Origin of the sequence: Dyadobacter sp. (assembly GCF_039919315.1) — a bacterium.
Classification (GTDB): domain Bacteria; phylum Bacteroidota; class Bacteroidia; order Cytophagales; family Spirosomataceae; genus Dyadobacter.
In genome coordinates this window covers 1-18,329 of record NZ_JBDSFX010000022.1, presented here as the reverse complement: position 1 = coordinate 18,329, position 18,329 = coordinate 1, and the positions used below count along the sequence as shown (strand labels likewise).

The window sequence follows — 18,329 nt, the reverse complement described above, 5'->3', positions numbered from 1 at the left end:
CTCTTATTAGATCTTTATGAGGAAACCTGTAAGCCATTTGCAATACTGTTCTGTCTAAATACATGGCTGCATCGATTCCACAACCTCATTGACTCACGCTGAACTGATACGCCCCGGAACCGGCCTCCACAATCACATATCCCTTTTCCTGCTTTGTTACCTTGGCATTTGTGAATGTTGAAAATGGTTTGCCATCGAGCTGGATGTGATTCGGGGACTCAGCAGGTACATATATATGGGCGGTAGTATTGACTGGAACGGTTACTTTCAAAGTCAGCTTTTCGGTTTCCTTTCTCCATTCTGAGGTAATTTTGCCATTGATGGTATGCAGGGAAGCAATCAGGTAGTTGATACCGTCTTTGCCCATCCCGTCAGGTGCTATTTCCGGGCGGATATCAAATGTTTCAAATCCGGGTTTGGAGGGCCTGATGCCGGCAGCATTCCCAAACATCCATTCACATACTGCGCCGAATGCGTAGTGACTAAACGAGTTCATCGCCGCATTGTATTTGAAGCCATCTTCCTTGGTAAAGCTATCCCACCGCTCCCAAATGGTAGTGGAACCATTTTCGACCTCAAAACCCCAGGATGGGAATTCCTTACTTAAAAATAGCTTATAAGCCTCATCGGAATGCCCGCTTGCTGACAGTGCAGGTAGCAACGGTTTGGCTCCCAGAAAACCAGTGCCCAGCTTACCACCGTTGGCTTTCAAAAGTTCTACCAGGTAAGCCCCCGCCTTGCCCGTGTCCGTTTCCTTCAAGATTTTCATGTAAATGGCATTGGCGTAAGCCGTCTGTGTGTGCCCTGTAAAACCAAGTGCTCCATCCACGTAACCCTCCCCCTTTCCATAAGCTTTCTCATCTGTTTTGAACCGGCCTTCGCTGTCTGTATAATGGGTCAGCACTGCTTTCCTTATCGCGGCGGCCGTTTTCGTAAAATGCGCATAATCTTTCTGGTTGCCGATTGCCTCTGCCATCTCGGCCATCATGTCCGCACAGTACGCGTAATAAAATGATGCGAGCATATCCGGCGGGGTTTTCTTTCCGAACGAAAGCCAGTCACCAAATCCGCCTTTCGGGTCAATGTCGTCAAATGCATTTTCTTTAAAGACATAAGCACCCTTGCTTCTTTTTTCCAGAAAATCCATAAAGCGCACCATATGCGGCCAGCCCTGGACGATCATGCGGGTATCAGCATAAGCTCGGTAAATCTGATAGGGACAAATGATGCCTGCTTCCATCCAGCCGGGTGAAAACGTGTCAGTCTTTCGAAGACTGGGCGCAGGCGCATACAATGGGTAAGCACCGTTTTCAAATTGGCCATCATTGAGATCAACGACCCATTTGGTGAAAAACGAGGCAACATCGCGGTTGAATGTAGCCGACTTGACATAAACCTGGGCATCACCAGTCCAGCCGATACGCTCATCGCGCTGTGGGCAATCGGTTGGAATATCGATATAATTGGCGCGCTGAGTCCAATCAATGTTGCTGTAAAGCTGATTGACCATGCTGTTATCAGTCTCAAAGCTGCCAACTTTGGGTGTATCAGAGCCGATAACCAGACCCAACAGGGTCTGGTGGTCTGGTCTTGTTTTCAGGCCGGTCACTTCCACGTACTGAAACCCGTGAAAGGTAAATTTGGGCTCCCAGCGCTCCCCCTGCGGGTCACCTTTTAATATATAGGTATCCGTTGCCCGGGCCATTCTCAGGTTTTCAGTCATCAGCCTGCCATCCGGATAAAGCTTTTCGCCAAACCTGAGCCTTACCGTATCTCCTTTTACTCCCTTGACTTTTAACCGCACGATCCCAGCAAAATTTTGCCCCATATCAAAAATGTAGGAGCCGGTAGCTCGCTCGGTGACTGATTTAACAGGCATGGTCTGGGTGATCCTGACTGGGGGGCCTGGATACACCTGTATTTGTCTAGCCGGCTTATCGGGATATATTGGAGGAGTTTTCCAATTTTTATCATTAAATCCCACCCTATCCCAACCTTGGGCTTCCAGGCTGGCATCGTATGTTTCTCCATTAAGAAGATCGGATTCCAAAAGCGCGCCTTGGCCTGCCTTCCAGTGCTGGTCAGTGGTAAAAATATCCTTGGTTCCGTCCTGGTAGGTGACTTCCAACTGAGCCTTTAAAAGCGGCACTTTCCCGTAAAAAGCGCGAACGACCGGGTTTTGAACCAGGAGCGAATAGCCCAGGTACCCGGCATACCAGCCATACGAAAGCTGTGAGGCGAGCGCATTGACGCTTCCCGGTTTTAAGCTCGATGTCACATCATAAGTCTGATAATACACCCTTTTGTCGTAATCCGTCCAGCCAGGGGTTAAAAAGGCATCCCCTGCTTTTTTACCATTGATACTAAACTCGTAAAGCCCAAGAGCGGTCACATACAGCCGGGCTTTTTTCATTGTATTTTTAATAAAAACCTCTCGTCTCAGATAAGGAGCCGGTGGCAAATGGTAGGTTTTACCTTTTCCCAGATGGTTCAGATCAAGACCGATCCACTGGGCCTGCCAGTCGCTTTTGGATAAAAGCCCCATTTCCCAGCTGGCCATTTTGCTCCATTGCCCTACCCTGCCACTTTTATCCCAGCTGCGCACCTTCCAATAGCAGATCTGTCTGGATTCAAGCGGCTTTCCTTGATAGCCAATCTGATAGGTCGCCCGCCCCGGCACTTTGCCCGAACTCCACAGATCCGCCTTGCTTTCCGAGAGCAGCTCGGCCGAGCTGGCCACCAAAATCTGATAGGCGGACTGCACCTGGTCATTTTCCTTAGATGTCAGCTCCCAGCTCAAACGCGGACTGGTCACATCGGTGACTGGATTTTCTTTGTACTCGCAGCGCAGGTATACCGCGCCAAGTCCCTGGGCCTTTGCATTCAAGACGCTCAAAGTCGCAATCAAAAACAGGCAATAAATTTTCATGGAAGGATCCGGTAAGTCTTAACGCAATACTTTAACTCCTTTGGGCACTTCAATGGCAGATTTAATGCTTCCATCCGCCTGCTTTTCATGGCGAATTTTGACAACCCCCATCGGCGTAGGGTAAGTGCCTTCTACCCAGGCCAAATCTCCCAGGTTAGGCTGAATGCGGATCGTTTTGCAACCGGGCTCGACAATGCTAACGCCCAATACGTGCTCAGAAAGCCAGGAAGTAGGCCCTGACGCCCAGCCATGACAGAGGCTATGCCGCAGGTTCTTATAACAGTACGCGCCAAAATCACCATGAATATCGTCTTTCCCGTCGGGCACCAGCTCATCGATCGGGGCGGCATTCTTGGTCCAGGCCAGATCAAAATCCTCCCAAAACGTAGTCGCGCCCATATCCAGCATCCCACCCCAATAATTGCGGATGCAGTCAAGGGCCCCGGTGTAATCCTTGGCCTTGGCTTTGGCCTGCAACATATAGTAGCCGTAAAAAGTCGAGAAACGCTCGCAATCGCCCTTGGAAATCACTTCTGAATTGGCTTTCTCAGCCGGCAACAGCCCTGAAAGCGCCAGTAGCGCCGCAGCCTGCTTGGAGCCGTTTGCATCGGGTACATATAATTTCAGCTGCGTAGCTGTGTTTTTACATTTAACGGCCTGGGCCGGCTCATCCAGTATCGTGCAGAGCTCTGCTCCCGCTTCCAGGGTCATGATCATCATCGCGTGCAGGCCTGCGTGAACGCCTTCGGGGTTTTCACTTGATGGCCAGTCCAGAAAACGCGTGCCGTCCAGGTTTTCCTTGTTGTCTTTTGTTTTTTCAATCAATAAGTCCAGTAGGCCCACCAGGTATTTTTGCTGCTTGCGCAGATACTCGCGGTCACCCTGATTTTTATAAAGGTCCCGGTGAATCAGCACCCACCACATCGAGTAAGCACTGATGCCATTCATCCAGCCGGGGAGCGGGGTAATGTCGCGGGCCTGATCCAGACTTTTGGCGACCACCTCGTTTTTTCCAAAAACCGTATTGATCGTCATCACTTCCGGATGCATATCCCCCACCCAAACCAGCCGGTCACGCTTGATACCATCCCATAAATACTCCTGCATGTTCAGATGGACCGTATAGGCGCCCGTATTCCAAATCTTGTTCAAGCGATCGTCGCTACTCTTGAATGAGCCCAGATACGGGATGTCACGGTACTCGAAAATGGCCCTGACCTCTTTTAATTGCAGCTCGCGGTTAGGGTCAACTAAATCAATCCTGGCAAAGCGGAAGCCTGAATTGCCAACCTGCATCAGGCCAAGCCAGGGCACCTCAATGGTAAAATCGCGCATCGCATGATCATTGGTGGCGCCCTGAATAGTATCGATGCTCGACATGGCTTCACTAACAGACTCTCCAAAACGAATGCGTATTTTGATGGGCTTTTGATTGGCAGGCTGGTCGGTGACGATCTGGATTCCTCCTTGTATCTCTTTTCCAAAGTCAAATAAAATGCCGGGTTGCTGCTGATCATTGCTAATGAGCTTACAAAAATTCTGATGGACCAGATCAGCCTGCCCGGTTCCTTTACGAAGCAGATTTTGAGCGTCTACCACGCTAACCCCACTTTTATCGGAAGTCCATACGATCCGCTTGGGCGTCAGATAACGCCTTACCCGCGAATCCTGCTGGCTCTCATAGCTTGGATCAAAAACAGGCGGAAGTTGTTGTGACTGCCCGTAATGGCTTAAAACGGATAATGCGCAGCAGAACAGCGCCAGGTATTTTCTCACGATAAAGAGTTTAGTTTTATTTTGTAATATTTCGGGAAAATAAATGATTATTATTTACTTAACTAGCCTGCTCTATCCTGCTGGCTGCTACCTGGCCCCCGGTTTCAGCCGCTTGTCTAACTTCGGCTATTAAATATGCTAAAACTAACCGAAAACCGTTCTAATTTTGCTTGTGGTACAATACCATTATTTTTAAATCCATTACTAAACGCTGCTCCCCCCTGATGATCAATAAAGATAACTCCCAGGACCGGGTCGCGAATGACCGCGACGGGCTGCCACCCTTTGTCAGTAGTTGGAAACAGCTCTATGCAGTACTGATTGGTGCCCTTGCATTACAAATTGTCCTCTTCTATGTATTTATGACCCATTTTCAATGAGCGCCCTTGATTGGATTGTACTCTCCCTTACCCTGATTTTTGTTGTTTCGTATGGTATATACCGCAGCCGCGAGAAGCATACGATGGATTCTTTTCTCTTGGCAGGCAAGTCTATGCCCTGGTATCATGTGACGCTATCGCTGATGGCCACCCAGGCCAGCGCCATCACTTTTTTATCTGCTCCGGGCCAGGCCTACACCGATGGGATGCGCTTTGTACAGTTTTATTTCGGACTGCCGCTGGCAATGGTGGTACTGTGCATCACCTTTGTTCCCAAGTTTGGCAAGCTAAAAATATTTACCGCCTATGAATTTCTGGAAGGCCGCTTCGACCTGCGCACCAGGGGCCTGACGGCTTTTCTTTTTCTATTGCAGCGCGGACTTTCCACCGGCCTTTCGATTTACGCGCCGTCTCTGATACTATCGGCCATTTTAGGCTGGGATATTACCTGGACTAACATCATTTCGGGCGGTATTGTCATGCTCTACACGATCACGGGTGGATCGCGGGCGGTCTCTCACACGCATTTGCAGCAAATGGGCATTATCACCGTCGGTATGGTGGTGGCAGGGGTCATGGTCGTCAAGTTTCTTCCTGATGATGTATCGTTTACCGATGCGCTGCATGTGGCAGGTAAAATGGGAAAGGTCAATCTGATTGATTTTACATTTGATCTCAATAGCCGCTATAACGTGTGGTCAGGGTTGATTGGTGGTTTTTTTCTGCAACTATCCTACTTTGGAACCGACCAGTCGCAGGTCGGGCGATTTCTAACGGGCAGCTCGCAGGGGCAAAGCAAACTTGGCCTTGCCATGAATGGCCTTTTAAAAATCCCGATGCAGTTTTTGATTCTTTTGGTGGGCGTACTGGTTTTTGCCTTCTATCAGTTTACCAATCCACCACTGTTTTTCAATCAAACTGTTGTAGATCAGGTCAAATCGACCCCTTACGCGGCAGCCTATACCGCACTGGAGCAAAAGCATGAGCGTATCCAGGCCAGAAAGCATCCGCACGTGATGGCCCTGACCGATGCGCTCAAAAAAGACGATCAAGCCTCCATCGAAAAATCCAGGGCGGTGTTGATAGGTATTGAAACGCAGGTGAAAGATGTTCGCAAAGAAGCTGAAACGCTGCTTTCCAAGGCAAGCGGTGGCGCAGTCAACGATGTCAATTACATCTTTCTACGCTTTGTGATCGACTACCTGCCAGTGGGCATGGTGGGGCTACTGATCGCTGTGATCCTGCTAGCCTCGATGGGCTCGGTCGCATCAGCCTACAACTCGCTTGCCTCCTGCACGATTGTGGACATCTATAAACGAATGATCCAAAAAGACAATGACGATCATAATTATGTGGCTGCATCACGGTGGGCTACCTTTTTCTGGGGCATTTTTTGTATCGGAGTCGCCCAGTACGCCTCCCGACTGGGCAGTATGATCGAGGCTGTCAACATTCTGGGCTCGCTTTTCTACGGCGTCATCCTGGGCATATTTCTGGTCGCGTTTTACTTTAAAAACATCAAAAGCCGGGCGGTTTTCTGGGCCAGCGTGCTCGGTGAGATCTTTGTCATCATCAGCTACAGTTTGGATCTGACCGCATTTCTATGGCTGAACCTGATCGGCTGCGTGCTAGTGATATCGTTTGCCGCTATCATTGAAAAAATCTGGCCTGAGCAAAGTGTCTCTGCTCAGCCCGCCTAAACTGTATCAACCCCGCTGGCCATCCAAAGGTGGCTAGCCGGGCGGTAAACGTAGCGCGCTGAACGACAATTAGGTACAAATCTTTCTTTAAATTAAATAATTCAAAGAAAATGAATTGTACAGCCATTTTTTTACCCGATCAGGTGAAACTATTCCGGCATTTAAATCCTTAATAAGTACAATCGCGCAGCTGAATCCGGATTTGCGGAGTCATGTATGTCACCGATTGTTTACAAAATTTACTTCATGCAACGCTTTATGCTGTCGTTTTACAACCCTTTGCCTAAAAGTATTTTTCTAACATTTATTCCCAAAGACAGCTGACCCGGAACGGTCAATTCAACCTCAGATCTTGTCTTGTTTTAGACAGGGTTTCATTATTTCTCTATCCAAATAAAATCACAACTACATGAAGCATTGGTCTAAGCCACAAAAAACAATGCGTTTGGCGCTTAGCTCGGCATTCCTTCTATTGATTTCTTTTTGCGTTGTCTCCGCCCAGGCCATTCAGCAAGCAGCCCAGCAGGCACCTGTTCTCGAGCAGGCCACCTTGCAGCAGGTCGTTGATTATGCCATCAAAAACCAACCGGTCGTACAACAATCATTGATCGATGAAAGAATAACCGAAAATCAGGTACGCAGCAAGCTCGCTGACTGGTACCCACAAATTAATTTCAATTACAACCTGCAGCACAACTTCATTGTCCAGACCAGCATCATTGCCGGTAATCCCGTCAAGTTGGGGGTCAGCAATGTTTCGGCAGCTCAGTTTACCTTATCTCAGCAGCTTTTCAACAAGGATGTGCTTTTGGCCAATCAGACCAAAAAGGACGTTTTGCTCGCTGCAAGTCAGAACACCTCCGCTAACAAAACGGACCTGACCGTAAGTGTTTCCAAAGCATTTTACGACGTACTGGCCACGACCCAGCAAATCAGTGTCGCCCAGGAGGATATCACCCGTTTGGAAAGAAGCCTCAAAGACGCTGAAAATCAGTATAAGTCGGGCATTGCAGATAAGATTGACTTCAAACGGGCGACCATCTCGCTCAATAATACTCGTGCCAATAAGAAAAGTAATGAGCAGATATTGTCAGCCAAATTGGAGTATCTCAAAGCATTAATGGGCTACCCTACCGATAAGGCTTTGCAGATCAGCTACGATACGCTGCAAATGGAAAGGGAAATCGCCCTGGATACCTTGCAAAATGTGGATTTGACTGGCCGGATCGAATACCAGATCCTGAGCACGCAAAAGAAACTGCTCGAAGCCAACCTGCAATACAATAAATGGAGCTATTTGCCCAATATTTCCCTGAATGGGGCTTATAACCTGAATTTTCAAAACAACCAGTTCACAGAACTATACGGTAAAAACTATCCCAATTCTTTCGGGCTTTTGACCCTTTCGCTTCCCCTTTATCAAGGCGGTAAACGCAAGGCCAATACCAAACAGGCTGAATGGCAGCTCAAAAGACTCGACTGGGACCTGAAAGGACTGCAAAATAATGTCAGCTCCGAGTATGCATCTGCCCTGGCTAACTACAAAGGGAATTTAACCAACCTATTGGCCCAGAAAGAAAATACGGACCTAGCCAAGGAAGTCTACGATGTAATTCAGCTGCAATACAAATCAGGGATTAAAACTTACCTGGAAGTAGTTACCTCAGAGACCGATCTGCGCCTGGCCCGCATCAATTATTACAATGCCCTTTATCAGACATTAGCCAGTAAAATTGATGTTCAGAAAGCGTTAGGACAGCTTAACTACCCGTAAGTACTTTGTTAAAACCCGTAATCACCTCTTTGCTATACCAATCGAAAAAACCTTTGATATGTTTTTAAATAAAATGAAATATTATTCAGCTGCTTTGTTTGCTTTTGTGGTCTTATCCTGCGGAAAAAAAGATCAGCAGCAGCAGCCAACCCAGCCGCCAGCGGTTGCGGTGACTTTAAGTGAAGTGACCACAGCGGAAGCCTCTTACTATGATGAGTATCCCGCTACGGTCGTACCACTCAACGAAATTGAGCTTCGCCCGCAGGTAAGCGGATTCGTGACCGGCATTCATTTCACTGACGGGGCGCGCGTCAGAAAAGGCCAGCTACTCTACTCGATCGACGCTCAGCTTTATACGGCCAATTACGATCAGGCAGTGGCCAGTCTGAGTGTGCAGGAAGCGAATTTGGTGAAGGCACAAAAGGATGCAGACCGCTACCACGAGCTGGAAAAGAACGACGCAGTCGCCAAGCAGCTCGTCGACAACGCCGATGCTGCATTGGAAGTCGCCAAAAGGCAGGCAGATGCGGCCAAGGCTAACATCAAAGCGGTTCAGACCAGTGTGCGCTACACGAAAGTAACTGCTCCATTTGATGGAGTGATCGGCATCTCGGCAGTCAAAGTGGGAGCGGCAGTCTCAGCCGGACAAACGGTCCTTAACACCGTTTCGACCGACGGGCAACTGGCTGTTGATTTCAATGTGGACCAAAAAGAGATCTACCGCTTTACCAAACTGATGAAAAACCAGAAAGCTGCCGATTCGACATTCACACTGAAATTCGGAACGGATATATACCCTGCCTCCGGTAAGATTTCACTCATTGACCGGGCAGTAGACCCGCAAACGGGTAGCATTAAAACACGTCTTGTTTTTGCCAATCAGGAAGGGCAGCTGCGTGCAGGCATGAGCGGCACGGTACGTGTGCTCAATAACGCGAAGGCCAAATCGGTTTTGATCCCTTACAAAGCGGTCACAGAGCAGCTTGGCGAATTCTTTGTCTATGTCGCCGGCGACAGCAGCAAGGTCAGCCAGCGCCGCATCGTATTAGGAACCGCATTGGGCGCCAACGTCATTGTCAAGGAAGGGCTCAAAGAGGGTGAGAAGATCGCCGTAGAAGGTGTTCAGAACCTGAGAGAAGGAGCGGTTATCAAGGACGGCAAGTAAGCCTTTGCTGTTTTACTATTTAATATAATCCGGTAAAAATGATTGCAGATATTTTTATTAAAAGGCCTGTTACAGCCATAGTGACCTCGATCGTACTGGTGCTGGTAGGTCTTATCGCGTTGACCACATTGCCTGTTGCCCAATATCCTGATGTAACTCCGCCCACCGTCACGGTAAGCGGCAACTTTACAGGTGCTGATGCCCAGACCGTTGAGCAGACGACGACGACCCCGATTGAAACCCAGATCAATGGTACGCCGGGGATGACCTATATGTCCAGTAACTCGACCAGCAGTGGCCAAAGCAGCATCAACGTCGTTTTCGATGTGGGCACTGATGTCAACATTGCGGCCCTGGATGTGCAAAACCGGGTGAGCGTTGCAGAACCTACCCTGCCTGATGCGGTCAAGCGCCTTGGCCTGACCGTCAGAAAGCGCCAGCCGAGTATTATGATCGTTTTGGCGCTCTACTCTCCTAACGGGACCCATGATGCGCAGTTCATTGGAAACTATGCCAACATTTACCTCAAAGACGCTTTGCAGCGGGTTAAAGGGGTCGGCGATATCATTTCCAGGGCCGATGACTTTGGTATGCGGATCTGGCTCAACCCAGAAAAGCTAGCCAATTTGCGGATGACGCCTGCTGATATCTCGGCAGCCCTCGCAGAGCAAAACCTGCAAGTTGCGGCAGGAACCATTGGTGGTAACCCGCAGCCTAACGCGCAGACTTTCGAGTATAGCGTGCTGACCAATAGCAGGCTCAATACCAAAGAGCAGTTCGAAGACATTATCGTGCGCAGCGCCCCTGCCGAAGGTAGCGTTGTGTATCTGCGCGATGTGGCGCGGGTCGAGCTGGGAAAATTTGACTATTCATCCAACGCCTTTGTAGCTGGAAAACCCGCAGCCTTTGTACTGATCTATCAGGCCCCGGGAGCTAACGCGCTTGCTACCTATGATGGCGTGATGAAAAAGCTGGCGGAGATGAAAAAAACATTCCCTAAGGATATCGACTATGTGATTCCTAATGAAACAGCAACGGTCGTTAAAGTATCTATTGAAGAGGTTTTAAAAACATTTGCCGAAGCGATGATCCTGGTGGTCATTGTCGTGTTTTTGTTTTTGCAAAACTGGCGCGCTACGCTGATCCCGATCCTTGCAATCCCTGTGTCGCTGATTGGTACGCTGATATTTTTTATCCCTTTTGGTTTTACGATCAATACCTTGACCCTATTTGCCTTCGTGCTCGCCATTGGTATCGTTGTCGATGACGCCATTGTCGTCGTCGAGGCCGTTCAGCACTACATTGATGAGAAGAAAATGTCGCCCAAAGATGCCACCGTGCAGGCTATGAAAGATATATCAGGCCCGGTAATTGCCATAGCCCTGATTTTGGCAGCGGTTTTTGTGCCGGTAAGCTTTGTGCCCGGCATCGTAGGGCGTCTCTACCAGCAGTTTGCCATCACCATTGCCGTTTCTGTGCTGCTTTCCGCATTTGTGGCCCTTTCACTTACCCCTGCCCTGTGCTCGATCATGCTCAAACCCACCAAAGGTGAAAATGATCAAAAGAACTGGCTGGAAAAATTCTTTGCTGGCTTTAACAGATGGTTTGATAAGGTATCGCGCGGCTATACGCGTGGCGTAGCCAAATGGATTAAAGCAACGCCGCTTGTGCTGGTGATGATGGTTTGTCTTTTTGTAGGGCTATTTTTCCTTTTCAAAAATAAACCCTCCGGATTTATTCCGGTGGAAGATGAAGGCCGCCTTTTTGTGACCTATGAAATGCAGGAAGCCACTTCCACGACCCGTAACATTGCGATGCTCAAAGAGATAATGAAACGCGTTTCTGCCATACCCGAAGTCCGCGTAGCGGGTGGTTTGGCAGGACTGAACGTTTTGAGCTTTTCAAATAAATCCAACGTTGGTACACTGTTTTTGAGTTTGCAGCCATGGGCCAACCGTAAAGGTGCTGAGCATCACGTGCAGGCAGTCATCAAGCAGATTCAAGGGCGCACCGCCGATATCAAGGAAGCAAGGGTCTTAGCCATTGCCCCACCCGCCATTCCGGGCCTTGGAGCGACCTCGGGTTTTACTTTTCAGCTGCAACAGTCCACCAGCACCGATAACATTCAGCAGTTTGAGGCCGTGATGCGTAAATTCCTGGGAGAAGTCAATCAGCGTCCTGAGATCGCGATGGCCTTTACCTTCTTTAATGCCCGGACACCTAGTTATCAGATTGATGTTGACCGGGAAAAAACCAAGAAACTAGGCGTTCAGGTCAATGATGTTTTCAGTTCCTTATCAACGCTTTTGGGAAGTAGTTACGTCAATGATTTTAACCTGTACGGCCGTAATTTCCGCGTCATGGTGCAGGCGGATAGCAGTTTCAGGTCCTCTTTGGATAAAATTCAGCAGTTCTATGTCCGTAACCGGGAAGGAAATATGATCCCGCTCGGCTCACTGGTGACGACCAAAGTGGTGGAAAACCCCGCCCTGATCTCTCACTATAATATTTACAGGTCTGTCGAGATCAACGGGACTCCTAAGCCGGGTTACAGTAGCGGGCAGGCCATCACTGCCCTGCGCGAGGTTGCCCAGAAGCTGCCGGCCGGATACAGTTATGAATTCTCGGGTATGAGCAGCGAGGAAATCAAGGCAGGCGATAGTACGACGCTGATCTTTTCGATCTCGATCGTCTTTGTATTCCTTTTCCTGGCAGCACTCTATGAGAGCTGGTCGATTCCATTCTCGGTACTTTTCGCCGTGCCGATCGGTGCATTTGGATCGATTCTGACATTGACCTTCCTTCCCAGTTTGTCGAATAACATTTATGCGCAGATTGGTCTGATCACGCTCATCGGGCTAGCCGCCAAGAATGCGATTTTGATTGTCGAATTTGCCAAAGAGCGCGTCGATAGTGGTATGGAGCTGGTAGCGGCAACCCTGGAAGCAGTCCAGTTGCGTCTCCGCCCGATCATTATGACATCGCTGGCCTTTATCTTAGGGGTATTGCCATTGGCTTTTGCCAGCGGAGCTGCCGCCGAGTCACGTAAGACCATTGGCTGGACAGTATTTGGAGGTATGCTCGCAGCGACCTCACTGGCTATCTTTGTGGTGCCCGTCCTTTTTGTGGCCATTGAAAAGATCGCTATGGGTAAAAAATCCAAACACGACCCAAAGCCAGATACGGATCCTAACGCAGGACAGGTAGTGGCGTAATGATTTTTGAGCATTCATAAAAAAGCGGACCTCGGGACACTTCCCGGTGGTCCGCTTTTTTATTACCTTTTGGGCATTTATTGTTCAGCCCCCTATTCTATGTACGTAAAACAAGTCTTTTCGATCTGGCGCCTTTTGAAAGGCATCTGGATCGGCGTGTTAGTGGTAACCGCCTACGCCACGTTGGTCTTCTATCTTTTCAGCTATCAGCATTGGCACTTTCTTTCCTTTCCCATCTCTATCATCACCATTTTAGGTACTGCTTTATCATTGCTGCTGGGTTTCCGTACGAATTCCGCCTACGACCGCTGGTGGGAGGCCCGAAAGTCATGGGGTGAGATCGTCAACGACAGTCGCACATTGGTCAGGCAGTCTATTTCCTTTATTTCTGCTGAGAAAGATGAGAAAGATGCCTATATATCCCATATTGCGCATTTGCAGATCGCCTGGTGCTATGCGCTGACCAACTCGCTCAGGCGGGAGCCGGTACTAGTGTATGCCGATCTGCATTTGAATGCCCAAGAGCATGAGTACGTGGCCAGTCAGGACAACATGCCCAATGCAATCTTGAATTTGATCCAGTTTAAGATCAGCGAGCTGCACGATCAGGGAAAAATGCAGACGTTGCTCTATCAGAACATTGACCAGACCTTACAGCGTTTGTGTGATGCCATGGGAAAATGTGAGCGCATCAAAAACACCGTTTTTCCCACCCAATACAGTTTTTTTGTGGTGTTGGTCATTTTTATTTTTACGTTGGTGCTGCCCATGGGCCTGGTTGAAAGCATCGGCAGGATCGCAATTCCGATCACATTTATCATTTCGTTCCTTTTCTTTTACGTCGAATGGATCGCCTACATTCTGCAAAACCCCTTTGAGAATGGCCCCAACGATATTCCAATGACATCTCTGTCGAGAACCATTGAAATCAATCTTTTACAGCTCATCAAGGCCGATAAGATCCCTGAAAAAATCCTACCTAAAAATGGGGTGATCATGTAAGATTTGCCTTGATGGTTCCCCAAGGGGGCGCATTACGAAGTTTTTAAATGGCGTATTAGAATTTATTAGTAGTCTTATTGCAGTTAATTAAATATAATTGCAATAATACAGCTACTAACGCCTTTAAATATTTCCTATGATCAAGGTCTCTATCGCATGGCAGGTATTTTGCACCGCATTATGGACTGGCACCGCCTTAACTGCTTTCGGCCAGCAGCAAGTCATTTTCACTACACGCGACGCGACAATAGGGTTGGTAACTTTCGGTTCGACCGTGGTCTCCGGAGTCCTGGGGGACCAGGTCTACATTGATGGTTATATCAAAAAGAAAGGTGCTGACACTTTTATATATCCCGTCGGAGACAATGGCGCTTACCGGCCCTTTGCCGCTTCGGCGGACCAGACTTATGGGGCCTACTTTCAGGCAGACCCCTCCATTGCCATCACAAGCGATCCCCGCGGGGGCAACTATGGGGTTCTTCCGCAAGGAGGACCGTTCAGCACCGCTAATTTAGATAAAGCTTTGGGCGCGGTGAGCACCAGGGAATATTGGGACATCAATGGCGCCTCACCAACCAAAATCACCCTATCCTGGAACCAGCAAAGCGAGCTGGCCGCGCTGGTCGCCAGCGGGGGGCTAGCTAAACTGACAATGGCGGGCTGGGATGGTGCTAAGTGGGTAAAAATTTCTTCTACAATCGATACCGAATCCCTGCTAGGAGCAAACAGTACGATGAGCACAGGATCTATCACCAGCACGGTAGCACTGGCGCCGGACACCTACAATGTTTACACGCTAGGCGTAGAAGCAGGCTCGGCACTACCTGTTACCCTGATCAGCTTTAAGGCTAGGGCCCAAGAGCAGACTGTCTACCTGGAATGGGAGACATCACAGGAAAAAAACAGCAGTCATTTTGATGTAGAAAGAAGCAGAGATGCCAGCTTATGGATCAAAATTGGCCGAGTAACCTCCCAGAATGCAATTTCAGAAGAAAATGAAGGTGGCGGCCGTTATGATTTGAGCGACCTGACTCCGGCAGCTGGTATTAATTATTACCGGCTGAAAATGGTGGATCTGGATTCCACATTCGCTTACAGTCAGATTACCCATGTGGAGCTAGGCGGCGGCGATATTGTAGTGTATCCAAATCCGGTTCTAGGAAAAATTCATTTCAAAGGACCAGGCCTGAACCAGCTTAGCAAAGCTACCCTGATCAGTGCAACCGGCGCAGTGATACGTAGCTTCAATGATTTCACTGCTGGTGTTGCTGTGGGCGAAATGGCTAGCGGCATGTATTTGCTAAACATGTCCTTTAAAGACGGCACGCACGCGGCACGCCAGTTGATCATCAGTAAATAAGCGATTATTGCACCGTCACCCTTGTATAATATAATTCGAGCTTTACCCCCGGATCACTATTTTGCTGATCTCCGATCACCAGACGGTTGACGCTTTTGCTGAATTCTGTATCTGCATCACGAAAGCTGGACTGTGTGTTAAAAGTGGAAGTTCTCAAAATCAGGCCTCCTATATCCTCTATTTCGCTTGTCATCAGATCTGTGATAAACGAGCTGACATCGACCAGATAATACTGTTTGTTATTGACGAAATCATTGACATAGGTCCCAAATACCTGTGTTGGCTGGCTACTGGTTAAGAAGTAAAGTGGCAAAGGAAACCCGTCCCCTCCGGTATAAAATTCATTATTTTTATCACAGCGGTATACAAATATCTGGTTAGACACCCTGAATGGATCCGTCACAGACGCACGTAAAGGGGTTATCCGCAGAAAAGCCCGGTTAGCCACCGTATACTTCAAACCTCTCAGAGAACGGAGAGATGGGAAATCGACCCGGGTCATAATACCGGTTCCGGCCTGAATGAAGGACATATTCCTTGACTGCGATGACGGTAATGCAATTCTTTTCGAATCTGGCAGATTCGCCAGTGCCGTACCTTTTCTATCACCCAGTATTTGATTATAGGAACCTTTCAATTTTAAAACAGTGGAATCCTTTCTAACCTGGTCCACATCAGGAATATGGTAATGAAGCTGCACGGATGTGCTATCGCCCGAGCTCAAAAAACCGACTACCGGACCGTTATCGGTGGCCCCTGGCATGATTGCCAATCCTTTTACCAGGTTAAGCCAGTCTGTATTAGATGTGAGCTGGTTGTTTTTGCCCATTTCGAATACTTGTTTGCCCAGGGCATCAGAAAGCTTGATTTTAAGGTTTTTAGAAGTTCTTGGAGTTGGCACAACCCTTACTTTCCCAATTGCAACCGGATCAAAGGCCGTTGAGTTGCCATTCCAGTAAGAACTTTTGTCGAATATATCAGCAAGTAATTTATAAACCGTCACATTGATTGGCTTGGTAGTATCTCCGTAAGTATATCCATCATAGCGAAGCGACAATATTAGTGAGTCATATTCAGCAAGGGTAGGAATACTAATGCCACTCTCGATGACCGGCTGAAAAAAGTTTGCCGCTCTTACTTTACCGAGATAGGGATCTGTATAGTTTCCAATCAGCATCCGGCTTGGGCCACCCGTCATCAGTGAATCGCTTCCAACGGTAGAAAGCTTTACGGAAACAGTATCTGTATATAAGACAGCAAAATCATCAGGATTGGGCTGAACCAGCGACTCTATCTCGTCTCCATAATCACAGGAAGCCAATGAGACACTACAACCCAATATGAACAAAAGTTTAGAGACTGCTGAATATCCTTTAGAGGAAAAAGAATTAAATTTCATTTAGAGCAAGAACAGTAAAAAGTGCAAAATTATCACATGTAAACTTAATTACAACATGATTGGGATAAATAGGCAAAAATTGAAAGTAAAATATGGTTTGCAACAAAATCTTAAAAGCCTACGTAAGGTTTATCAGACGCTTTCCTGACCATACGCGCCATCACAGCAAAGAGTGGCAGACAGAGATAGAAACGAAGAAAAAGCCGCGCTATTTTTATTTTCTATCCTTACAACGATCGTAAGGCGTTTCGCGTCTGAATAAAGTGCAACATTGCTCTTTATTTTGCGTTGGAAATAGCTGGCAGTTGAAAGTTTTGGACAAAAAGTACCTTATTATTTTACTTAGCAGTATCAAGATGTTATGTTTGCAAAAAATTTCGTTTAATGCCCGGTCTATCAAACCCGACCTGTTAAGTAGCTGTAATTGAAATTATTTTAAATCAATACTCATTTGTAACAATTAGTCAAACTATAATTTTTCATGTTTAATACCTTAAAAAAGACTTCGTTAGCCCTTCTAGTCGCTTCCACTGCCCTTGTTCAATTTAGCTGCAGCAAGGATGATCCGGATGCTGACAAACTAGGAAACTGGTATAGAAAGGACCTTCCCAGCTTTGGAGGATCGGCAAGGACCCGTTCGGTAAGTTTCGTCATTGGCGAGGTAGGCTATGTGGGTACAGGTTTCACCAACGAGACTGTTTCCAGAGTGAAAGATTTTTGGTCTTATAGCGCTGCTTCTAAAATATGGTCTCAGGCAGCTGCCTTTCCAGGAAGTGGAAGAAACGATGCTACCGCGTTTGTTTTAGGTGGTAAAGCTTATGTAGGAACAGGATATGATGGCGTAACGACTGTTGACAACGGTTACAAAAAAGATTTCTATCAATACGATCCCGCTACCAATAAATGGAAAGCTGTTGCTGACTTCTTAGGCGGTACCCGTCAGTATGCAACCTCGTTTGTTGCCAATGACCGCGCTTACGTAGGTCTTGGTTACAATGGAAGCAACTACTACCAGGATTTTTATGAGTACAATCCTACTACTGACAAATGGACTGAGATAGCCACATTTATTGGCGGAAAACGCAGAGGTGCTCTTTCATTCTCGATTGGTGGAAAAGCTTATGTTGGTTTTGGAACCAGCAACTCTGGACAAAATACCAAAGACATTTACAGCTTTGATCCTGCTGGCAACGGTGGAACTGGCGCATGGTCCCGCATCGAGTTTGGTGATGATACCAAAGAGGAAGCCTTCCCGGCAAGAGCTTACGCGACAGCCCTGGTGATCAATGAAAAAGCATACATCGTGGGAGGACAAGACAAGTCGGATTGCTGGGAATATGTGCCTGGCACTAATACCTGGACTGAGGTAGCAACTTTCGCTGGCGGTGCAAGAGGATTTGCGGCAGGTTTTGCAATTGGCAAGCTAGGCTATTTTGGAACAGGAAGCTCTACGGGCTCAGGCGGCGTAGATGATTTTTGGGCATTTGATCCTACTGTGGCCATTAATGATGATGACAATCAGTGATCGGAAAAAATAAGACCATTCTTTCGATCTTGGGTATACTGGCCTTCGCAGCAGCAGCTTATTTTCTTTTTTCAGTTTACAAAAAAGGGAATCTAAGCTTGGGC

The 18,329-nt window shown here is 47.8% G+C and carries 10 protein-coding genes; 7 read left to right on the top strand and 3 right to left on the bottom strand.

Annotated elements, in window-relative coordinates:
• Positions 1-85: 85 nt before the first annotated feature.
• Both ABIO93_RS06535 and ABIO93_RS06530 read right to left on the bottom strand, forming a co-directional pair.
• Entirely contained in the window at positions 86-2,929 is a 2,844-nt protein-coding gene (locus ABIO93_RS06535) for a family 78 glycoside hydrolase catalytic domain (protein WP_348065673.1), read from the bottom strand.
• Positions 2,930-2,947: 18 nt separating this feature from the next.
• A complete protein-coding gene (locus tag ABIO93_RS06530) occupies positions 2,948-4,705 on the bottom strand; it encodes an alpha-L-rhamnosidase C-terminal domain-containing protein (protein ID WP_348065671.1) in 1,758 nt (585 codons plus the stop codon).
• A 376-nt stretch (positions 4,706-5,081) separates the two neighbouring features.
• Here ABIO93_RS06530 and ABIO93_RS06525 point away from each other — a divergent pair, with 376 nt between their 5' ends.
• From ABIO93_RS06525 to ABIO93_RS06500, 6 genes are all read left to right on the top strand, one after another.
• Complete coding sequence (locus tag ABIO93_RS06525) at positions 5,082-6,785, top strand: sodium:solute symporter (RefSeq protein WP_348065669.1); 1,704 nt, start codon at positions 5,082-5,084, stop codon at positions 6,783-6,785.
• A gap of 409 nt (positions 6,786-7,194) precedes the next feature.
• A complete protein-coding gene (locus ABIO93_RS06520) occupies positions 7,195-8,559 on the top strand; it encodes a TolC family protein (RefSeq protein ID WP_348065667.1) in 1,365 nt (454 codons plus the stop codon).
• Between the two features lie 58 nt (positions 8,560-8,617).
• Entirely contained in the window at positions 8,618-9,724 is a 1,107-nt protein-coding gene (locus ABIO93_RS06515) for an efflux RND transporter periplasmic adaptor subunit (protein ID WP_348065665.1), read from the top strand.
• A 38-nt stretch (positions 9,725-9,762) separates the two neighbouring features.
• A complete protein-coding gene (locus ABIO93_RS06510; RefSeq protein WP_348065663.1) occupies positions 9,763-12,939 on the top strand; it encodes a multidrug efflux RND transporter permease subunit in 3,177 nt (1,058 codons plus the stop codon).
• Positions 12,940-13,038: 99 nt separating this feature from the next.
• Entirely contained in the window at positions 13,039-13,941 is a 903-nt protein-coding gene (locus tag ABIO93_RS06505) for a bestrophin family ion channel (protein ID WP_348065661.1), read from the top strand.
• A 136-nt stretch (positions 13,942-14,077) separates the two neighbouring features.
• The gene (locus ABIO93_RS06500; RefSeq protein ID WP_348065659.1) at positions 14,078-15,301 is read left to right on the top strand and encodes a T9SS type A sorting domain-containing protein; all 1,224 of its coding nucleotides are present in this window, start codon (positions 14,078-14,080) and stop codon (positions 15,299-15,301) included.
• Positions 15,302-15,305: 4 nt separating this feature from the next.
• Here ABIO93_RS06500 and ABIO93_RS06495 read toward each other — a convergent pair whose 3' ends face one another.
• On the bottom strand, positions 15,306-16,700 hold the full coding sequence (locus tag ABIO93_RS06495; protein WP_348065657.1) for a DUF4270 family protein: 1,395 nt from the start codon (positions 16,698-16,700) through the stop codon (positions 15,306-15,308).
• 481 nt (positions 16,701-17,181) lie between these two features.
• On the opposite strand from ABIO93_RS06495, the gene ABIO93_RS06490 reads away from it, so the two are divergent.
• Positions 17,182-18,225, top strand: coding sequence for a galactose oxidase (locus ABIO93_RS06490; RefSeq protein ID WP_348065655.1), 1,044 nt, complete (start codon positions 17,182-17,184; stop codon positions 18,223-18,225).
• Positions 18,226-18,329 lie beyond the last annotated feature (104 nt).